15 protein-coding genes are annotated in these 22,315 nt (G+C 35.7%); 7 read left to right on the top strand and 8 right to left on the bottom strand.

Going from position 1 to position 22,315, the window contains the following annotated elements; translation table 11 throughout:
• Positions 1–33: 33 nt before the first annotated feature.
• Positions 34–1,617: an ABC transporter substrate-binding protein gene (locus tag ACB088_RS06560; RefSeq protein ID WP_375038393.1), complete on the bottom strand. Its 1,584-nt coding sequence runs from the start codon at positions 1,615–1,617 to the stop codon at positions 34–36.
• Positions 1,618–1,902: 285 nt separating this feature from the next.
• Between ACB088_RS06560 and ACB088_RS06555 the strand changes: the two genes are divergently transcribed.
• The 4 genes from ACB088_RS06555 to ACB088_RS06540 all read left to right on the top strand — a co-directional run bounded on the left by ACB088_RS06555 (position 1,903) and on the right by ACB088_RS06540 (position 9,839).
• Positions 1,903–4,515 (top strand): TonB-dependent receptor, encoded by a 2,613-nt coding sequence (locus ACB088_RS06555; RefSeq protein WP_375038392.1) that lies wholly within the window; start codon positions 1,903–1,905, stop codon positions 4,513–4,515.
• Between the two features lie 250 nt (positions 4,516–4,765).
• Positions 4,766–7,096 carry a TonB-dependent receptor gene (locus tag ACB088_RS06550; RefSeq protein WP_375038391.1) on the top strand — a complete coding sequence of 777 codons (2,331 nt, stop codon included), beginning with the start codon at positions 4,766–4,768 and terminating at the stop codon, positions 7,094–7,096.
• Between the two features lie 22 nt (positions 7,097–7,118).
• Positions 7,119–8,315: an LLM class flavin-dependent oxidoreductase gene (locus ACB088_RS06545; RefSeq protein ID WP_375038390.1), complete on the top strand. Its 1,197-nt coding sequence runs from the start codon at positions 7,119–7,121 to the stop codon at positions 8,313–8,315.
• A gap of 1,287 nt (positions 8,316–9,602) precedes the next feature.
• The gene (locus ACB088_RS06540) at positions 9,603–9,839 is read left to right on the top strand and encodes a VF530 family DNA-binding protein (protein ID WP_003651786.1); all 237 of its coding nucleotides are present in this window, start codon (positions 9,603–9,605) and stop codon (positions 9,837–9,839) included.
• 434 nt (positions 9,840–10,273) lie between these two features.
• On the opposite strand, the gene ACB088_RS06535 is transcribed toward ACB088_RS06540, so the two are convergent.
• Together ACB088_RS06535 and ACB088_RS06530 are read right to left on the bottom strand one after the other, a co-directional pair.
• Entirely contained in the window at positions 10,274–12,043 is a 1,770-nt protein-coding gene (locus tag ACB088_RS06535) for a tannase/feruloyl esterase family alpha/beta hydrolase (RefSeq protein WP_375038389.1), read from the bottom strand.
• A 177-nt stretch (positions 12,044–12,220) separates the two neighbouring features.
• Complete coding sequence (locus ACB088_RS06530; RefSeq protein ID WP_375038388.1) at positions 12,221–13,117, bottom strand: LysR family transcriptional regulator; 897 nt, start codon at positions 13,115–13,117, stop codon at positions 12,221–12,223.
• A 167-nt stretch (positions 13,118–13,284) separates the two neighbouring features.
• On the opposite strand from ACB088_RS06530, the gene ACB088_RS06525 reads away from it, so the two are divergent.
• Entirely contained in the window at positions 13,285–14,733 is a 1,449-nt protein-coding gene (locus ACB088_RS06525; protein ID WP_375038387.1) for an aldehyde dehydrogenase family protein, read from the top strand.
• 69 nt (positions 14,734–14,802) lie between these two features.
• Positions 14,803–15,894 carry an NAD(P)-dependent alcohol dehydrogenase gene (locus ACB088_RS06520; protein ID WP_375038386.1) on the top strand — a complete coding sequence of 364 codons (1,092 nt, stop codon included), beginning with the start codon at positions 14,803–14,805 and terminating at the stop codon, positions 15,892–15,894.
• Positions 15,895–16,087: 193 nt separating this feature from the next.
• Here the strand turns inward: ACB088_RS06520 and ACB088_RS06515 are convergent, their stop codons facing one another.
• The 5 genes from ACB088_RS06515 to ACB088_RS06495 all read right to left on the bottom strand — a co-directional run bounded on the left by ACB088_RS06515 (position 16,088) and on the right by ACB088_RS06495 (position 19,423).
• On the bottom strand, positions 16,088–17,011 hold the full coding sequence (locus ACB088_RS06515) for a LysR family transcriptional regulator (RefSeq protein ID WP_375038385.1): 924 nt from the start codon (positions 17,009–17,011) through the stop codon (positions 16,088–16,090).
• A 110-nt stretch (positions 17,012–17,121) separates the two neighbouring features.
• A complete protein-coding gene (locus tag ACB088_RS06510) occupies positions 17,122–18,120 on the bottom strand; it encodes an alpha/beta fold hydrolase (RefSeq protein WP_375038384.1) in 999 nt (332 codons plus the stop codon).
• A 22-nt stretch (positions 18,121–18,142) separates the two neighbouring features.
• On the bottom strand, positions 18,143–18,796 hold the full coding sequence (grxB, locus tag ACB088_RS06505; RefSeq protein WP_375038383.1) for a glutaredoxin 2: 654 nt from the start codon (positions 18,794–18,796) through the stop codon (positions 18,143–18,145).
• Between the two features lie 14 nt (positions 18,797–18,810).
• Positions 18,811–19,164: a putative quinol monooxygenase gene (locus tag ACB088_RS06500; protein WP_375038382.1), complete on the bottom strand. Its 354-nt coding sequence runs from the start codon at positions 19,162–19,164 to the stop codon at positions 18,811–18,813.
• 61 nt (positions 19,165–19,225) lie between these two features.
• Positions 19,226–19,423, bottom strand: coding sequence for a 4-oxalocrotonate tautomerase family protein (locus ACB088_RS06495; RefSeq protein ID WP_045432204.1), 198 nt, complete (start codon positions 19,421–19,423; stop codon positions 19,226–19,228).
• Positions 19,424–19,911: 488 nt separating this feature from the next.
• Between ACB088_RS06495 and ACB088_RS06490 the strand changes: the two genes are divergently transcribed.
• Positions 19,912–22,173, top strand: coding sequence for an ATP-binding cassette domain-containing protein (locus ACB088_RS06490; protein WP_375038381.1), 2,262 nt, complete (start codon positions 19,912–19,914; stop codon positions 22,171–22,173).
• Positions 22,174–22,315 lie beyond the last annotated feature (142 nt).

Here is a 22,315-nt window from a genome sequence, read left to right as displayed (position 1 = left end):
CAGCTTTTTTTATGGTGAGTTTACAAATGGGTATTAAGCTTTCCAGAGTTTTTCAAAGCGCCATGTCGGGAAAATCGTATGTTCAGGAGCTAAACCGCCAATATTTTTAGCTGCGGCATCAATGGTGTGGCTAAATCCCCAAATGAGCATTCCACCACGTTCATGTTGAATTTTTTGTGCTTGCGCTAAATGGATTTTGCGTTTGGCTAAATCAGGCTCTGCCAGTGCTTTAAAAAACAACTCACTATATTCAGGGTCTTTAAAGTTCACACGATTGGTTGTGGAAATTGGGGCATCGTTAACAACGGCAGTCGATAAATAGGGCGTGCCGACATTGGTCGCATTACTCGATAACTGCCACTTATTGCGGTCGGGACCATTAAACGTTGCAAAATCTACTTGTTTAACCCGAATATTCACATTGGCTTGTTTCGCTTGCTCGGCAAAAATTAATGCAGGTTGAGCGCTACTCACAGGGGTCACAAGCTCTACACTCAAACCGTCTTTAAAACCCGCTTGCGCTAATAGATTTCTTGCCTCGGCAATATTCTGTTGGCGCTGCGGCAGATTGAGAAAGGCAGGATCTTGCGGCGAATAAAGATCGTTGGCGATCCGACCTTGCCCATTTAAGCCTCGTTGTACTAACTCCTTTCGGTTTGCAATCAAACGAAATGCCTGACGCACTCTAGGGTCATTAAACGGTGCCTGTTGAGTATTAAAGTCAAAACTATTATGCGTATTGGTCGTAGAGCGTATGGTTTGAATGTGTTTTGCTTGCTCCAAAATTTTAATATATTCAGGTGAAATTGCGTTTGCTACGTCAATTTGCCCAGCCAATAAAGCATTTAATCGAGAGACCTGATCTTTAAAATCAATCACTTCAAAACTATCTGCATAAGGTTTGTCTGGTTTAAAGTAATTATTAAAACGGGTGAAAACAGAACGTTGCCCCGGAATAAACTCTTTGACTTTATATGGACCAGCTCCGACTGGATTATGAATAGGGTCGAAGTCAGTTGGTACAATTCCTCCAAAGTTTACCCAAGTTTCGGGCAGTGCAACAAAGCCGGGAATCGTACTAATAAAAGGAATACGAACGGTGTATTCATCTAGTTTTTGAATACGATCTCGGTCAATCCACTGCACCAGATTACGAAATGGTGAGGCGAGTTTAGGATCTGTTAGACGTTTAACTGAAAAGATCACATCATCTGCGGTAATGGTTTTACCGTGATGAAATTCTAAGCCTTTACGTAACCGAATGGTCCATTCGCTTGCATTGTGATTAGGTTCTGCAAACTCCGCTAAAGCAAGTCGGGGCAGCATATTTTCATCCCATTCCCATAATTTATTATAAATAGCGAAACCTCGTGTAATACCACTTCCCGAGGCTGAAAGATGAGGATCTAGACTACCTGATTGTTGTCCTCCAATCAGACCCAAGCGTATAACCCCTCCATGCTTAGGTGTTGCCGAAGAGGCATTGTTTGATTCGGTACTATGGTCTGGAGAGGGGCCGCAGCCAGATAGACTGCCCACGAGAGAGACGCCACCTAGCGCCGTGAGACTTTGCGTTAAAAACTTCCGACGTGATAATAGAAATGTTTGATTTGTCATTATAAATACCTGATTAGATCTTCATCTTGTAAGGTATTGCAGAATAAATGCCAATATTTTTGTATAATTTTACTATATTTATCAGAATCTTATAGAATTATTATTTTTGATGAGTGTCTCTATTTCAACAGCTTTGTTGAAAAAATAAACATGAGTAGAACTGATAAATAAAGAATAAGAAATTAAAAATAACTGAATCAAATGGTTAGGGGTAATTATTTGGCTGTTTAATGGTTGGCATAGGCTTTGCGTAACGCATTGTAAATTTACTTTACTGAGTGTGATATGAGACAGCCTTTTCAATTAAAACCTTTAGTTATTGCGCTTAGCATATTAGGGGCGACTTTACCGTTATATGTTTTTGCCGAAGAAACACCACCACAAGCAGGTGATTCCGAGAGTGATGTAATTACTTTGTCAGATGTAGTGGTTACTGGAGCGACCAAGAAAACCACCGTTGTTCCCAAACGTAAAGTGACCTCAATTTATGGAACGGATAGCTCTGTATTAGACACTCCACGTGTAGTATCCCAAGTATCAGAACAACAATTTAGAGAAGATGTTATTCGCAGTGCGGATGATCTCGTCAAATATGCACCTAGCATTACACGAGGCGGGGGACAAAATGCTAACTTTGCTCCACAAATTCGTGGACAGAACTCGGAAGTTTTTCAAGATAGCCAACGCATTTACAGTACCCGCCATCCAACCAATCTCAATGCTTATGAAGCAGCCGATATTGTAGCAGGACCAACTGGTGTAATTTTTGCGCCGACTTCAGGTTCTGGCGGATATATTAACTACCTAACCAAAAAGCCTAATTTTAATAAAGCCGAAACCAATATTTCTGGGACTGTAGGTTCCATTTACTCAGGTAAAGGTGCAGAGCCTAATTTCTCTGTCAGTATTGATCATATGGCCCCAATTTCAAAAGAGTTAGCATTTCGCGTGAGTGCAACAGCACAAAAGACAGATGACTATTATGACAATGTGAAAAATAACTTTAATGCATTTTATGGGGCCCTTGCTTGGCGTCCAAATGATCGTTTACGGGTAGACTGGAATATTAGTTACGATGACTATTACGATTTTAATGTGACACATGGCTGGAATAGAGCATCGCAACAATCGGTTGATAATGGTCTTTATTACAAAGGTAGAGCTACGCCTATTATTCAAAACGGTTCGACTTTTTGGTCTCCTGTATTTGAATCGGGTACGGCAAATTCTAAAGTCATTGGTTGGCAAACTCGTCAGAAGAACGATAAAAACCAATATATTGCTGTTGGTGGAGTTCAGACCACGCCGTTACCGAACTCAACTGCCGATCAAGCAGGAACTATTAAAGGTTGGGTTTATGATCCATCAATCCCCGGTAATGAGTTGGTCAAGCTAGATGATCATGTTTCAGGACGCAGTGAAGATAAAAATAGTGCCAAGCGATTTAGTACTCAATTAAAAGTAATTAAAGATTTAAATGACCATTGGTCTATTGCGAATAGTACGCTCTATCAAAATAACAAAGATTTAGGCGACTCTGTTGGAAGCTTCTTTACAGATTTAGATCATGAGTTAATTGATAACCGACTAGAGTTTTTAGGCGACTATGATTTTGAAATAGGTGGCGTAAAAATTAATAATAAAAGCAGTACAGGGGGAACATATCGTCATGAAAAGTTTACGTCCTTAGCTGCAAATAATAGTTTTAATATCAATCCTTATGATTTAACCAATGATCCATCGCAGAAGAACCCTGGAGACTTACTGGGGTTAATCAACAATAGCGGTTCAACAGGAGGTTGGATTGGGCAAGCAGGGGTACCTCAATATTCTCAATATTTTGGATATTTAAATTTACCGCGCATGTACCCAATTGGAAATGGTTTATATGCAGAAAAAGGTGGCTTCCCACCAAATGGAGGAGGAGCTGTCTATACCGGATCTGGTTTTTGGGATACGTTAAGCGTATTCACTCAGCAAAATTTTACCTTTAACGATGTATTCGGCATTAATTTAGGAATTAACCATAGTTCTGTAAGAGCAAAACTTGAAAACCCACTGGTCTTAACCCCAACAGATATACGTTCATCGAGTGATAAATATAGTCTATTAAGCTACCAACTCAGTACATTTATTAAGCCTACTGCGAAAAGCACACTCTATTTTACCTATGATAAAAGCACCGCATTAAATACAGGAGTATTTGGGCCTTTCTTGATTTGGGGTGCTGGCAATCAACTCAATCCTTTAGCTTTTGACAGTCAAAGTGAGCTAAAAGAAATAGGGTTTAAATATGAACCTATTACTGACCAATTATTTTTAACCCTGAGTGGATTTGAACAAAAACGAGATTTATCGCCAGATACGAACGGCAATATGGCTCGCTTTGAAGTAAAAGGCATGGAGTCATCATTAAGATGGCAGCTACAAAAGAATATAGCAATTGGGGGCAATTTCACTTATTTAGATGCTGAATATAGCTCAATTATACCTGCTGGTTTTTCACCATTTGGCTTTCATGCGGATAATGCTACGGTTTGGGGAGATAATAATGCTTTAAACCAACGTAAAGCTGGCCGCTATGATGCAGCAGGAATTCCCAAGTACTCTGCAAGTGCTTATGTAGAATACCAACATCAGTCTGGTTTTGGGGCCAATCTATCAGGATGGTGGACAAGCTACTGGTACACAAACTTAAGTCAAACCGTGAAAGTACCTAATAACTATAATCTGGACTTAGGTCTTTATTATCGCCAGCCACAGTGGACGGTGGGCCTCAATATTCTCAATCTGACTAATGAACGAAATTTTGTGAATGGTTTGGCAGGAGCGAATAGTGAGTTTTTACAACCTATGCGTCCTCTGACTGTACAGGGTCAGTTTAGTTATAAATTTTAAAACTCATCCGCTATTTCTAAGAAACTTAAAAAGCCATACGTCTGTATGGCTTTATTATTAATACTGGATAAAACACATAAAATATGTGAATGTTGAAATAACAACAATAATACCTTTCAGATTGTCTATCTATCAGCAGTTTTTACACGCTTTATTCTTGGTTTTTAAATAAGTATTTGAAAGTATTTAAATAAATTTAATGGCATGGAAGTTGCCAATATAAGAATAGATTTATTTAAATGGAGTCACCATGTTTAAGGTTACAAAAATTAGGCAGAGTATTTTAACTGCTATGTGGGGAGTAACGGCGAGTGTTTCGACATTAGCTTTAGCGAACGATGATGCTGATACAATTCCTGCTGAGCAACAAGCTCAGGTGGTAAATGCAAAAGATGTAAAAAAACTAGGCGATGTCATCGTTACTGCACAATATCGTGCGCAAAACATTCAAAAAGTTCCGACCGCAATTACGGCAGTTTCTGGCAAAGATTTAGCTGCGAAAGGCTCAACATTTATTGGCGATGTTTTAACTTATACACCCAATGCAGCAGCCGAAAACCCTGATGGCGATAGCCGTCCACGTTGGTATATTCGTGGTCTAGGAACTGGCGATGTTGCAGCCTCTACAGTTTTCCCAGTCGGTATATATGCAGATGGAGTTTATTTAAACGCGCCTGTTGCGGGTGCTGGAGACCTATTTGATTTAGAGCGTATTGAGGTTCTACGCGGTCCACAAGGCACGCTTTATGGTAAAAATACCACGGCTGGTGCAGTGAATTACATTTCACGGAAACCCGTCTTTTCAGACAAACCGACTGGTTATGGAACAATAGGAATAGGCGACCATAATCTTCGTACTTTTGAAGGCGCCGTGAATGGAGCAATATCAGATAACGTTGCCGTACGAGGTGCATTCTATTCAGAAGACCGCGATGGTTATGCAAAGAATTTAGCCAGTGGAGAAGACTACGGAGATGTTGATAAAAAATCATTCCGCTTCCAGATACTAGGAAAAATTAATGACGATTGGAATGCTTTAGTCAATCTGCATAGCCAAACCTATAATGGTCTGGGCAATAATGGTTCGTTAAGTATTGGAAAATACTGGGGTGTTTATGAAAGACCACAAGGCCGCGACACAAATTTAGATTTACCTGAAAGCAATAAAATTCAACATGATGGTACATCACTCACATTAACAGGAGATTTAGGGGGCGGTCATACTTTTACATCCATTACAGCGTTTGATAAAACCACTCAAAAATCCATTTCTGATGGTGACTACACGCCATATGATGTAGCACGAAGCTATAGTGATAATGAGTGGCGCCAATATAGCCAAGAGTTTCGTGTTTCTTCTGATGCTGAAAAAAGACTCAGTTGGATCGCAGGTTTTCACTTCTTTAATGAAGATTTAGACTCAACAGGCGTAAGTGCGCGAGTAAATAAAACATTACCGAATGGCGCTCCAGCCCAAACGGCGGGAACACCAGCTTTTAGGGATATTACCTATAACCAGACCACCCAAAGTTTTGCCTTGTTTGGAAACAGTACCTATAAATTTACCGACAAATTTAAGGTGACAGGTGGTCTACGTTGGACAAGTGAAGAAAAAGACATTGATCTAGACCTTGTTCAAATTACCTCGGGCGATTACACCAAAGGCAGTTGGTGGCAAAAGGATGGGTACAGTAATGCGGTTTATAACCCAGCACCGAATGCAAATGGTTCAACAAGTCGTAAAAAAAGATGGAATGAGCTGACCTACGATATTACGCCTGAATATGAAATTACTCCTGATATCAACACATACTTCCGTTTTGCTCGAGGTTTCCGCTCAGGAGGTTTCAACACCGGTCTTTCAAGTAGTCTGACTCAACTTGCAGATGTTAACCCTGAATATCTAAATAGCTATGAGCTAGGGTTGAAGTCTAGCTTGCTACAAGGCAATTTAACGGCCAATGCCAATATTTTCTATTATGATTACAAAGACATTCAAACAAATCTATTGGTTGCGACCGAAGGACAGGGTGGAGGGGTAACCTCAGTTTTAGCAAATGGACCTAAGGCAGAAGTAAAAGGTGCAGAATTAGAATTAGATTATTTGGCGACCGATAATTTACGCCTACGCTTTGCCGGGGCTTATTTAGACAGCGAATACACCGACTTTGTTGATAAAAACCCAGTAACCAATGTCGTAAATGCTGACAATACAGGTAACCGCTTAGTTCGTTCTCCTAAGTACACCATCGGTTTAGGCGGTGAATATACCTTTAACCTTGATAGTGGAGCACGAGTCATTGTGGGCACTGATGCAAGTTATCGTGACCGTGAGTTTTTCTTAGTAAATCGTCAAGATTATTCTGTTGACCCGATCTTAAGTCAGAAAGCTTATACCTTATGGAATGCGAACGTTGGGTATCACAGCGCAAATAATAAATACCAAGTTAATGCGTACGTTAAAAACCTGTTAGATGAAGAATATCAAGTCCATGGGCGACCAAATGGTCCTGCTGGGCAATATGTCTTAACCTATGGAAACCCACGTCAAGTTGGTGTTTCTCTCACTGCAAAATTCTAAGCTTTGCTTTACGGAGAAAATAATGGGAATTGAATTTTTTACACGTTTGCCGCTTCATGGCGAAACAGAATTTTTACCCGGTGATCCACGTAATCGCGGTGATTGGGCCAATATTGAAAATGTTGAAAATACCGGAGCGGTTTCTAACTATAACGTAGGTGATGATTTTACCTATATTGATTATCTAAGCCAGATCGCACGGGCAGCAGAAATTAATGGGTTTGCTGGTGCGCTCATGGTGAATGCGCCAACGGGTGAAGAGCCTTGGACTGTATGTTCGTTACTTGCTCGAGAAACTAAAAAACTTAACTTTGTGACGGCATTCCAGCCTTATCATTTTAGTCCATATAATGCTGTACAAACTGCGGCAACTTATCAGCGTGCAACAGGTAATCGGCTGGTTTGGAATATTATTAATGGCGGTTCGGAAGTGATTCAACGTCAAGTAGGTGATGATTTACCTCATGACGAACGTTATGCACGTGCTACAGAGTTTCTAGATGTTGTAAAAGGATATTGGAATAACCCTTCATTTCACTATCAAGGAAAGTACTATTCGGCAGAAGGTGGCGGATTAAAATATCCACTGAATAAAGCGAGCCTTCCTATTATTTGCACCGCAGGTTCTTCGGAAGCTGCTCGTGAATTTGGAGCGAAACATGCCGACTATTATTTAATGAGAGCTGAAAAACCTGAAGAAATCGCGGCATTGATTGCCGATGTGCGTTTGCGTGCAAAAAAGTATGGTCGTGAAAATATAAAATTTGGTTTATCAATAGATACAATCGCACGCCGTACTGAACAAGAAGCGTTGGCAGAAGCACAGCGTTTTCTTGATGAAGCAGCTGAAAAGCAACGCTTACATGCAGCAGCAGCCCATGCGGGTTTACGTTCAGCACGTGTACTGAGCTTCGAAAAAGAATACGCTGAAAAAGATGGTAGTAAAAATGTCAGCGACTTCTTTATACATCCAAATGTCTGGTCTGGCTTTGGCTATATTGGTGTTCCACCAGGTGTTGCTTTAGTGGGAAGCTACCAACAGATTATTGAGCGTATTCAAGAATATAATAGCATTGGCATAGAGTTATTCTTTCTTGCAGGCTATCCACATCTTGAAGAATCATATCGACTTGGTGAGCACGTACTTCCATACTTTAAAAAGCAACGTACTCGATTACAGCCTACAGTAGTCACACCAGAGTTTGATATTGCGCTTTAACAAGTGATCGTTGTTTAAATATGCCTGATTAGTAGGTTAGTCAGGCTTTTTAATTTTTATCTATGTATAAGTTTCATTTTGTCAAGCAATTTTAAACAATTAAAACCATTATTATCAATAGCTTATATGTTTAATTAACCCGAATTTATTCTTAAAAATCTTCATTCTGAACCTGAAAATTCAGCGTGATAAGCATAGAATAAGGGCTATTTATCATGACAAACGCACACAACATCTTTAAAGGCAAATTACTCAAAGTAGACGAACGTGCTAGAGATAAAGGCACAGAATATTCGTCTAATTTTGCAATCAGAGAAATTCGATCGTGGGCTTGAGCAAATGGTGCATGTTCGCAGGCAGTTAAACTTGATGAAGATCATCATCATTTAGTTGAGTTTTATAAATGTTATTTGAATAAAGAAATCTTTATTCCAGTGATGTTGTCATCAATGGGCAGCAATATTTTTTATCGTACAACTGTGATGGTAAGGCAACATTAAGAAGGAAATGTAGCTAAGAGCTTGATAGAACTAAAGACTTAATAAGGAATTATATTATTGTTCGTATAATGTATATTATGTTAAATAGAAGATTTGGAAACCTACGATATATAAGACTCTGGCTACTCTGTATTGTTACTACGCCGTTTAGGCTTCACTACACTGAATTATAAAAAGCTTATAAACTGCATCTGTTGCTTGAGCAACTTACTAAGCCTTGGCACTCTTAACAACTTAAACTGGCTGAACCCTATTTCTAATCTTCGCCAGAGTAATTCTCTAGACAGTTTTCTATAATTTGTAATTACACTTTTATATTTACCCTAGTGAACTGCACATCACCTTTACGAGCTGTATTTTGCGATTACTACTGGCTGCTATATAGATTTCTTTTTCTAAATCGCCTTTTAAACATTAGAGTTCTTAGCCAACCTAAGCTCTTAGTTAAAATTCAAACAACCATATATCCTATTGAAATTTAATTAAAAAATCAAAATACAGCTATACATACTTTTAAAAAACTTATATGATTTATGTGTACAGCTATTCTTTAGATTTCCATCACCACAATACATACAGTATTTCAAATACTCACACCAACTGCATCAAAAAATACTCAAGCAATCTCTCCCGCTTATCTGGCTTGTTTAGATCTAAAAACTGAAATTAGCCAGTTTCGATAATCAATTACAACCTAATACGCTTCGGGATGTGTTTTCGCAATCCCTCTCATTTTCCAACTAGCTCAGGTTATAATAATGGACTCAAAAAATATTGTTGATCTATTATGAACGCCTCCAATGACCCTTTACACGGCAAAAAGCTTGCTGACATTTTGGATGAATTATTGGATTACTACGGTGGATTTGAAGGCTTAAGTCGTAAAATTGAAATTAGATGTTTTTGCATAGATCCAAGTGTTAAATCATCATTGCGATTCTTACGTACCACACCATGGGCACGTGAAAAAGTAGAAAGCTTATATTTGTATGTCTTACGGCAAAAAGCCAAACAGAAATCGTAGCTATCAAAATCCTAGCCTCAGCATTTTAATTAGTGGTGGACTGCCACCACTTTCCTAGACAAATTTAGTCTATTCTTAAGACCTTTTTAGTAGGAAAATATGTATTCATAGCTAGGTTTATAAACTAAATATTTTATAAGTTATTATTTTAGTACTCTAAGTAATTAAAATTATTGTTTATTAAATATAAATTTAATTATGAACTAGATTTTTGGTAAACATAAGTTAAATACAATATCTAAGACTTAAGCATTTTATTTTATTGAATTTTTATCTCACCAACGGGTATCTAAAAATCGTTAGCTATCTAGCACATCGAAATATTCTAATAAACGGCACGTCATAAGCTGATTGTTATGCGTGCCGTATTTTAATAACTCTAAGTAATTAAATTTAACTAATTAATCTCAAACAACATCAATAAAATGACAAAATCACTCACACTTATAACTAGTTGCTTGGTTAATATTTTCTGAAATATAAGCAATTTTCCTTGGATATAAACAAATAGGTAAACTGCGATCTTTACTTGCTGAAGTTGCTACCATATCAGTCGGGGTAATACCTTTTTCAACCCAGTTAGTTAACTGTTGATATAGTTCCTGATTAGTTACCAGTGCAACATTTGCATTGCTATTTGAAGTACCATTGCCAAAAGAATGTCCCATACCAGGTATAAAATAGGCTTGCATAAAGCTATTAACCACACTATCCCCCATAGTCGACTTCAATTGATTTATATATCTCATTGTTCCTTGTGGCATGATGAGCTCATCTGCCATTCCATGATATATAATCAACTTCCCACCTAAACTTTGAAACTTACTCAAATTAGTGGAGTCAGTATTAATATTTGAAAATTTACCTTGGAGTTCTATACCTTTTTTCTGGGTATCTGCTAGTAGAGGATAATCAAATGTTCTCCATTGGTCCAAACCATTGCTTAGTTTGTTAATAAAATTAGCTTGAGCTATTCGACTATCTTGTTGAATTAAAGCAATTAAGTCTGTAGAAATTATAAAAGGATTAACACCAGCTAAATGAGTTAAATTCGTACCACGTGTAAGTCCAAACCAATTTTGCTTAGTGCTAAGATTTAAATTAAAACTATTATCTTCTGCTGGATCTGGTACAGAACCATCTTCTGTCTGTCCATACCATATTTTATTTACTGCTAAAGCTTGAGCTGGAGTTAAACAATTTTCTGTCTGATTATTTTCACAAAGTAAACTAGTATCTTTGGTTGGATCATATTTACAAGAAGAAGGATCGAGCATGTAGCCATAGCTTTGACCATTAATCTGCCCGCATATTTCATTTGCTCTATTTGAGACTAAATTGAGCTGTTCAGTCGTTAAAAGTTTACCATTTAAATCTCTTTGCATAACAATTTGGGGATAAAGCTCAGAGGTAATAAAGCGTGTCCAGTTGATTGCTGGTGCACCAGCAAGTACGCCATCAAAATCATCTGGATTCGCTTGTACTTCTTTTAATCCCTGTCTACCACCTGTAGAAAAGCCATTCCAGTAAGCATATTTTTGCTTTTCACTGTAATATTGCTTAGTTAATAGCTTACTAACTACAGCCATTTCATGAATTCCTCTTTCAGCGAAATCATGCCATAACTGAGTATTGATGGTCCCATCACTATTCATAGCAAAAGAACCATTATTAATTACATGACCTGTATCAGTTTGTGCAGAAACAGCACCTTCAATAGTAGCAGTTTCAGCAGGTGAACCAGCTGAATCGTTCCTGATACCTACCAGAATATTAGGATCTTGATGTTGACCACCTACCCAACCTCCACCACCTTTGACATGAATCCTTTTGTTCCATTTCGCAGGATCAGGTAACCAAATTTCAATTCCGATTCCTTCAGAATATGAGGGTTCACCTTTATCGTGAATATTTGTTTCAGGTCCTACTAGAACCTTGACAACACAAACGTTATTAGCTGCAGTAATAAAATTATTCTCTGTATTATTTTTTAACTTTAACTCCTCACCTTTTTTAAAATAATGAGTAGTAATAATTTTATAATTATTATCTTTAAAACTTTTACTTAACACCGAACTATCACAAATTCCCGTTTGTTTTGCTATATCCTCTTCATTACTATCAGAATCATTACACCCATACAGTACTAATGAAATTAAACTTAAATATAAAACTGATTGTATTTTTCCCTTATGAGATTTCATTTTCCTCAAATCCTTTGAAAATAAAAATTTATTTAAGCATAGTGAGAAAAAAAATTAAAAAACTTTAAAGATATAAAATTATACCCTAAAAGTGGGTATTAGATTTTAAATATATAATAGGATTCATTTAAAATAATAATGTATTAGAAACTAAAAGTTTCTGATGCAAATCGGAGATTAAGATTTCATTTTTTTAACTATAAAGTCAGCGAAATACTTTATTTTAGGTTGGGTATAGTTACTTTCTAAATACACCATATATAGACTTTTATGTAATGGGTTAAAGTCTTCCAAGCATTCAATTAATTTTCCAGAATCTAAGTCATCCTTGATATCCCAATTTAATTTATAGGCTATACCATTTCCATCTAAGGCCCATTTATGAATTATTTCACTACTATTACTAGCCAAATATGGAGTCACTTTTACTATGTTATTTTTGCCAGAATCAATAAATGACCATTCATTAAATGTATGCCGGTTCCTAATTAGACAAAGACATTGATGATCAGACAAACTTTGAGGATTAGCGGGTTTTCCAAATTTCTGGAAATAACTTGGAGAAGCACAATAAATTTTTTTGCCCTGAATTACAGGTACTGACATGTAATCCGCTTCCAAGGGAATTTCGATCTGGAAAGAAAAATCAAGTTCTTGTTCCATTAAATCGACTTTGGAGTCTGACAACAATAATTCAATTTTTAAATATGGGTATTGTTCTGCGAATTCGGTTATCCAACCAGCTAACCGTTGTTTTCCAAATTGATTAAGTGAGCCTATCCGTAGTCTACCTGTAAGAAAATCCTGCTGTCCTTGTAAGTTGCTTTCCATATTCTCAATTAACGAAACAATGTGCTGAGATTGTTCTAGAAAAAAAAGACCCTTCTCTGTTAGTTTGAAGCGCCGAGCATTACGATCTATTAATTTTACTCCGAGTCTTTGCTCTAGTTGTGATAAGCGCCGACTCATCGATGGTAGTGAGCTCTCTAATAAGATTGCTGCTCGAGTTAATGACCCTGCCTCTACAATTTTTAAAAAAAAATCTAAATCACTAATTTTATCGTATGCACTCATACTTTCACTCCATGAAACATAAGCTCTCAAATTAGCTTACTTTATCTCCGATATTGTGATTATTATTATCTAAATTCAAAATATCGGATAGTTAATTTTGAATTTTTAGCTATTAGTTTATCGAGACACTACAGAGTGGATCTGAGTGCTTTCAAGGAGAAACACATATGTCACAAGTTCAAATTACTGGTTTTATAAATGGGGAGTTTTTAACCGTTTCCGATCAGATTCAACCTGTATATGATCCAGGGAATACCGCCAATCAGATCGGTACTATTAGCAACACTAGCTTAAATGATGTAGAAAATGCTATTAAAGTTGCTCATCAAGCATTTCAAAAATGGAAAGAAACTTCAATTCAAGAGAGACAAGAACTTTTAAAAAAATCTGCTGAACTCATTTTCCAACAAAAGGATTTATTAAAAGAATTATTGGTCGCTGAACATGGTGGAATGCTTTGGGAGGCAGAAACTGATTTTTACTTAGGTTCCGGTGTGATGAGTATGTATGCTCAAGCTCCAGATGATCTTTTAGCCCCAAAGGAAATAGCAGAAGAAACCGGTTGGATCCGTATTCACAAAAGGGCTAAAGGTGTTATATCTGCAATCGTTCCTTGGAATATGCCGATTGTATTAACCATGATGAAACTTGGCCCACTATTGTTAGCTGGTAATACAGTAGTGCTCAAACCCTCTCCTTTTGCCGCACTAGCATTGACTCAGTTATTAGCAAAAATTGCTGGAACTTTCCCCAAAGGTGTTATTAATGTTGTACATGGTGATGCCGATGTAGGAAACCTTATGACAAGTCATCCCCTTGTTCGCAAAGTTGCATTTACGGGGGGTACTACAACAGGTGCAGCTGTCATGGCCAGCGCAGCACAATCAATTAAAGATGTCACACTTGAATTAGGTGGAAATGACGCAGCAATTATTTTAGATGATTCCGATTTTAAAGCGATTCTTCCTAAATTATTAAAAGGTGTATTTACCCGTAGCGGACAAATTTGTTTTGCAGTGAAACGTATATATGTACCGAAGGATAAGCTTGATCATTATTTCGATCTTTTATGCGAAGAAGTTGATAAATACAAAGTTGGGCATGGCTTAGATGTCGAAGCAAATTTTGGTCCACTTAATAATAAAAAACAGTGGTCAATCGTTCAGAAATTTATTGAAAATGCAAAATCATCTGATCAATGTGAAGTACGTGAGTTAGGGCAAAAACTGAAGCCAGAACAATGGAATAAAGGATACTATGTATTACCGCATGTTGTGAAAACTTTGGATAACTCTTTAGAGATTGTTCAACAAGAGCAATTCGGACCGATCATCCCATTGATTGGTTATGACACTGTGGAACAAGCGATTGCATATGCCAATGATAATGAGCAAGGTTTATGTTCGTCGGTTTGGTCTGAGAACATTGAACGTGCCTATGAAATTGCGCAGAAGATTGAGGCAGGCAGCACATTTATTAATAGTCATAGTTTCGATTCTTTACAACTTGGTATGCCATTCGGTGGAATTAAACAAAGCGGTATCGGACGTGAACTAGATATTAATGAAACATTAAAATCTTATCTAGAACCACACTCAATTCGTCTCATTAAGTAAAGACTTAATTTTTAACTCACATGTTATCTAGCCTCCAGCTAGGTAACAGCTACATTTAAGGAAAAATGTATGAAAATTCAAGCAGCTCTTGCAAAAGAAAAAAATCACCCATTAGTTATTGAAGAAATTGAAATTGATGAACCTAAAGAAGATGAAGTTCTGATAAGAATAGTTGCATCTGGCATTTGTCATACCGATGCAGAATCAATCAAAGGCAATGGAGCTCCCTTCCCAGCGGTTTTAGGGCATGAAGGTGCAGGTATTGTCGAAAAAATTGGTTCTAGTGTCGCTAATGTAAATGTTGGAGATCATGTCGTATTATCTTATTCATATTGTAATTCGTGCTCTCAATGTCTGACAGGACATCATAATTTATGTGTAAGAACTGTAGAACTCAATTTTGGTGGTAAGTTGCAAGATCGCACCTATCGCCTACATAAAGATGGCCAAGACTATTCAACCTTTTTCGGTCAATCCTCTTTTGCAACTTACGCTGTAGCGAATAAACATAATGTAGTAAAAGTTGATAAAGACGTAGACTTAAAATTATTAGGCCCTTTAGGATGTGGGATACAAACAGGTAGTGGAACTGTAATGAATAGCTTACATCCTGAACCAGGGACTTCTATAGCGATCTATGGATCAGGTGCAGTGGGTTTAAGTGCTGTAATGGCTGCAAATCTTTTAGGGCTTAAAAATATTATCGTTATAGACATACATGAAAATCGCCTTGAACTAGCTAAAGAGCTTGGTGCTACCCATGCATTGAATAGTAAAAGTTTGAATGTCATCGAAGAAATTAAGAAGATTTCAGATGGTGGTGTTCATTATGCTATTGAAACAACTGGTGTACCAATTGTCATTAAAAATGCAATTGATGCCTTAAGAGTAGCAGGAAAAATTTCTATCGTAGGCATGGGAGGTGACGTTACTTTAAATTTCACTAACGATATTTTGATGGAAGGAAAAACTATTGTCGGAACCATTCAAGGTGATTCTACTCCTCAAATTCATATACCTAAAATCATTCAATTTTATAAAGAAGGCAAGTTTCCTTTTGACAAACTTGTTAAATTTTATGATTTCAAAGATATTAATCAAGCTTTCGAGGATTCAAAAACAGGCATAACAATCAAGCCAATAGTAGTCATTAATAATTAGCTTTTTGAGAACAAGGAGAGATGAACATTAAGGAAATGTTCATCTCAAAGTAAATCAAATATAAAGGAATTTAATAATGCCAAAAAATATCATACTACTTTCGGCCTCTCTAACTATTACTTTCTCAACCTATGCTAAACAGCCCAATATTGTATTAATAGTAGCCGATGATTTAGGTTATTCAGATATAGTTTTAACAGAATTTATTCTGTTTTGATAATTTGATTAGTTCATTAATAACGTAACGTATTCCTGGTAATAAATTAGGATTACGTGGCCAAATAAGGCTAAGCTTTGTAGGTGAAGGATTTAAATCTGGCAAAATAAGACTTAACTCTTTATTTCCAATGTATTCTCTTATTAATGATAGCTGAAATTGCATGATGCCTGCCCCGAGCAAACAAGTTTCAATCATCGCATCACCATCACTAATTTGATGGCGTGGTTTAGGATAAAACCTAAAATCTTGCTGTTTTTCATTTTTTAACAGCCAACCTAAGGGAACTGCTCCCCTCCACGCTACAATACAATCATGATTGTGTAAATCGTCTATACTTTTAGGAGTTCCTCTTTTTGAAAGATATTTAGGTGAAGCACATAAAACAAGTTGTTGATCATTCAAATCTTTAGCCACAAGGTCTAAGCTTTCTTTTACTTCACCAAATCGAATTGCTAAATCAAATCCTAAATCCTGAGGGTCAATTACTTTCTCATTAAAATTTATAATAAAATTTAATTCAGGATAAACTGTAGACATTTCCATTAAAATTGGCACCATAAACTTTCTCCCAAAAGCTGATGGCATATCAATTCTTACGGTCCCTGAGGGAACTTTTAAATTTGAGCGTAATGTATTTTGAGCAGTTTCTAGAGTTTGCAATGCTTCTAGACAACTTTGTAAATATTGTTCACCTTCAGTCGTTAGTGAAATTTTTCTAGTACTTCTGTGAAATAATTGGACTCCTAGTTTTTGTTCCAATCGGCTTATACTTTTTCCAACAGCAGATTTCGATATCCCCAATTCATCGGCAGCTTTTGTAAAACTTTTTAATTCAGCAGCGGTAATAAAATAAATTAAGTTTTTTAAAGAATCTAAAGAAAGAGCACTAGAAATCATATTTCATATAATCCTAAATAAAACTTATGGAAACAAGTCAATATAAAGCTAACTGATCTCATCAAAGTACTTACCTTTATGATCAGTTAGCTCTTTTTGTCTCAACTCTATTAATTTTTTCCTTGAACAAATTCACTTATATCCTTAGAGAATCTAATAGGATTTTTGAAGGCCAAGAAATGATCTCCATCATTATCATTATAAATGAATAATTTAGAATTCTTAATTTTTGAATTCATCCATTTTTGACTTGGAACATTATTACTATATTTACCAGTAAAGATTGCAGTTGGTACATTTATCTTGTACTGAATAACATCTTCCCAATTATTTGTAGCATGATCAAATAATACTTGAGCCATTTTTTCAGGTGAGTTTTTAATCACAGTTTGTGAGAATTTTTCAGAATTTTGGAAGTAAGCTGAATCCTGAACTTGGTATCTAGAAAATACATTCATATCTACTACCAATTGGTTAGTTGGTTCATTTTTTGTGAAAGCACTTATCATACGTTCTGGAGAGGTAGTCATTGCTCCCAAATTTAAACGTTTTTCTTCTGTCCAATCTTCATGCGAATAGATAGAAACAGGTTCGTCTACAAAGGCTAACTTACTAATTTTATCTGTACCAAAGAGGTCAATGTAACCCCAGATAACAGAGGCCCCCATTGACCAACCCACTAGATTAGTTTTTTCAAGTTTTTCATGATCTAAAAATTCTTTTAGATCCATACTAAATCTAGAAATTCGTGAACCATAATTAACTTTATCCGATAAACCTTGATTTCTCGGATCTATAACATATACATGGTAATGTTTGCTTAATAGATATATGACATTAATAAATTCAGCTCCATTAGCAGACCAACCCGGTACAAAAACAATCGGAGCACCTTCACCAGCCTCCCAATAAGCAATATTTACATTATCGCTCGTTTTAAACTTCTTAATTTCTAACTCTCTAAAATCAGATAGTTTTTCAGGAAATCCTTTTATCTTATTCGGGAACACATAATCTTGCCCAATTTCATTAACAGCGTTACCAGCAAAAATGATTGGGCTAAGACTTGTCAATACAATACCTAATGAAACTCTCAGTAACTTATTCATAATACTGCCTATATTAATTGACCTAAAGGGCTATATCATTATGCAAAGATATTCCAGATTGTTTTGACATTTCATTCATCCATAAGGAGACTTGATCTGGCCATTGAATATCTTTAACAATTGATAATGAACGTAAAAGTGGGAAAAGCTTTATATGGGTATATGAACAACAACCTGATAGAACAGTCTCATTTTCAGTATTAATCAGACTATTTAATACTTCTAGTTGATCATTAATCTTTGTAATTTTTTCTTTACTTTGCTTCAATAAAATTGCGAAATCACCTAAGAGCGATTGTTTTTTATTGATAAAGTAAATCTTAGAAGAAAGTGTAGAAAATTCTTTAAAATTCGAAAAAGCCCAACGAGGAATTGCCAATTCGTATATTAAAGAGGTTGATTGATTGATCCAATTTTCTATATCGTTATTTGGTTCTAGAACTAAATTGGGTTTACCAAATCTCTTATCTATCAGCTCTATAATTTCTAAACTTTCACCTATATATTGGCCTTTTTCAACTTCTAAAATAGGCAAACTTTTTTTCCCTATCATGTTAATAGGGGTTTCTTCATCATCATTATTCAGAATGACTTCTGTGTACTCGATTTTTTTAAGACCAAAAATCATTCGTGCTCTTGTACAAAATGGACAATGATCATAGATATACAGGTTCATTTTATCTATTACCTTTACTTTGAAAATCCATCAAAAGGTGTAAGATAAATTGCACCAAATTTATTTAATCTTTCTTGTTCAATCGCATTTGGATTTCCATAAACAGTCAGTTCTGTAACTGTCGCCAATTGCAGAAATTCTTCCGCAAAAGGAGCAAAAGTTACATCTATATGCGATAAAAGAGAATTTTCCATATAGCGTTCTACAATATGAATACTATTTTGCTTCTCATCTATACTGTACACATATGTTAATGTTCCAGCTTCTTCTTTAGTTTTATTGACAATCTTTTCAACTAGTTTCTTAAAAGCTGGTAAATTTTCGCGTTCTATATTTAATTTAAATACAGATATAATTTCATTATTCATCTTAATACCTTTATTTCTGCTAGCGTAAGTAGGTGTACACATACACCTACTTACAGGAAAATTATCCTTGTTTTTTCAGTGTTTCTGAAAATAATTCTCCAGATATTGCCCAATTTTCAACGGACACATCATTGAAAATTACATAGATATATTTCGGATCGATATTTGCATGTTTAGATATTGCTTCCGTAACATCTTTTGCAATAGCTGGCTTTGCTTCATCACGACCTTCAAATAATTGGATATTTACAACTGGCATATTTGTTCACTTATAAAAAAGATTCATAGCCAATTTAATTAACTATGAATCTTTGATAAACAGGCTCAGTTTCAACAGATTGTAGAAAAAAAGGCTACAATTGATTCTTTAACTAAAGAAGGTATTTTTTTTCAGTATTACCATAAATTTTGTGATAAAAATTTTGAATTCTGATCAATTGATCATTACTCTGATCTTTCTTACTTTTTATATCTGGATCATCTATCGTAAAAAATCTGCATAATAATTCTCAAATTCATTTAGAATATCATAGAGTTGATTGACTATAGTGCTACCACTTTCATCAACTTCTTCTACAAAAAGCTTTTCATAATCTAAAGAAATTTTTCTAATTTCATCTTTAATCTTGTCAATTTTAGAATGCTTATCAGGTTAATATTTAAACTATTTACTTAATAAACATATACATCCTTTTCATAAATTTTGTTTTATCTTTACCTTAAATCTTTAATTTCAAGTGATCACACATGACTAAAAGAACAATAAATATTTATGGAGCCAGACAAAATAATCTTAAAAATATTTCATTAAAGATCCCAAAACATGAAATTGTCGTTTTTACTGGTGTCTCTGGTTCAGGTAAATCTTCTTTAGTTTTTGAGACTATTGGTGCAGAAGCTCAAAGACAAATTAATGAAACTCAAGATAGCTTTGTCCGCAATCGTTTACAGCATTTTGGGGTCGCTGATGTTGATAAAATTGAGAATTTAAATGTACCTGTCATTATTAATCAAAAGCCTTTAACGGGTAATATCCGCTCAACCGTTGCAACAATTACAGATATTTACGCCAATCTTCGCTTATTATTTTCACGTATGGGTGAACCATTTGTTGGTTATTCAAATGTTTTTTCTTTCAATCATCCCAATGGCATGTGTCCACAATGCGAAGGTATTGGTTTAGAGCAAACCATTGATATATATAAAATATTAGATTTAGATAAATCCTTAAATGAAGAAGGTGCAATCAATTTCCCTACCTATCAACCTACTGCATGGCGTTGGACGCGATATGCAGACTCCGGTTATTTCGATTTAGATAAAAAATTAAAAGATTACAGTGAAAAAGAATGGGACTTGTTTTTGTATGCTCCTCAGCACAAGCCTTTAAATCCAACAAGTAAATGGAGAAAAACAGCACTTTATGAAGGACTGGTGACCCGATTTGAACGTAACTTTTTAAAAGGTGAAGCGCAGGAAAGAAATCGTTATCGAAATAAACTTGAGGAGATTATTACAACCAAAGAATGTTCTTTATGTAAGGGACAACGACTTAATCAAAAATCTTTATCTTGTAAGATTAACGGTAAAAATATTGCTGAATGTACAGCTCTATCTGTATCAATGCTTTTAGAGTTTATAGAATCGATAAAAAGTGAAAAATTTGAAACTGTTCTGCATGAAATCATCAATAAACTGAGCAACTTAAACTTGGTTGGTCTCAGTTATTTAAATCTTAATCGTGTGAGCAATACATTATCTGGTGGTGAGTCACAACGAATCAAGATGGTTAAACATTTGGGTAATAGTTTAGTTGACCTACTCTACATCTTTGACGAACCAAGTATCGGTCTTCATCCAAAAGATTTAGATAATATTATCAAAATCATTCAAAAGATTAGAGATAAAGGAAATAGTGTTTTATTGGTTGAACATGACCCTGATCTTATTAGAACAGCTGACCATGTCATTGATATGGGCCCTCTTTCTGGCATCCACGGTGGTCAAATTATTTACCAAGGAACTTTCGCAGAGTTAAAGAACTCATCAGGTTTAACAGGCCAGTTTTTTAGAAGACCAAATGTCTATAAGAAAACACCACGCATGAGTAATCAATGGATTTCAATTAAAAATGCCCATTTATTTAATCTAAAAAATATTGATGTCGATATTCCTAAGAACTGCCTAACGGTTATTACAGGAGTTGCTGGTTCTGGAAAAAGTACATTAATCAGTAAAGTCTTACCGCAACAATATCCTGAAACAAAAGTCATTGATCAATCTGCAATTACTGCAAGTATTCGGTCAAATTTACTGACATATCTAGACCTTCTTGATCCGATTCGTCAACTATTTGCAAAAGCAAATAAAGTGAGTGCCAAGCTCTTTAGTTTTAATAGCGAAGGTGCTTGCCCTCAATGTAAAGGATCAGGTATCGAGAGAATTGAACTCGCATTTTTAGATGATGTTGAAATGACGTGCGACCTTTGTCACGGCTCAGGATATGACCCAGAGGTGTTACAGTATCTTTATAAAGGTAAAAACATTGCTGAAATTCTGAAAATGACGGTTACAGAAGCAAGTCACTTTTTTGAAGATCACAATTTACAGCAGCAATTTAATTCTCTGGTGAGCTTGGGATTAGACTATATTGCAATCGGCCAACGCTTAAATACGTTCTCTGGTGGTGAGCGTCAAAGATTAAAACTCTCAAAAGAACTCAATGAAACAGATAATATTTTTGTATTAGATGAACCGAGCACAGGCTTACATCCTTCTGATACTGAAAAATTAATTAGTTTATTAAATAGCTTAGTTGAAAAAGGTAATACGATCATTGTTATTGAACATAATTTAGACATTATAAGTCAAGCAGATTGGATTATTGATATTGGTCCATTGGCTGGTGACAAAGGTGGTGAATTGGTGTTCTCTGGAACAGTTAGTGGTTTGCTTTCAGCAGAAAAATCTTTAACAGGTCACTATTTGAAAAAATATCTAGAGCTGTAAAAATTTGATTTATCTAAGTCTTGGGCTATATATTTTTCAACTTTTCGATAGCTTGGTCACTGCCTCTCTTAGCTGTCTTTTGACTTTTTCCCTTAAAATTTTTGTTGAAATGCCATATCTAATCTGCCCCATATTTATAAAA

Origin of the sequence: Acinetobacter sp. RW6 (assembly GCF_041956835.1) — a bacterium.
In the GTDB taxonomy this organism is placed as follows: domain Bacteria; phylum Pseudomonadota; class Gammaproteobacteria; order Pseudomonadales; family Moraxellaceae; genus Acinetobacter; species Acinetobacter calcoaceticus.
This window is presented reverse-complemented; position numbering and strand designations above follow the sequence as displayed.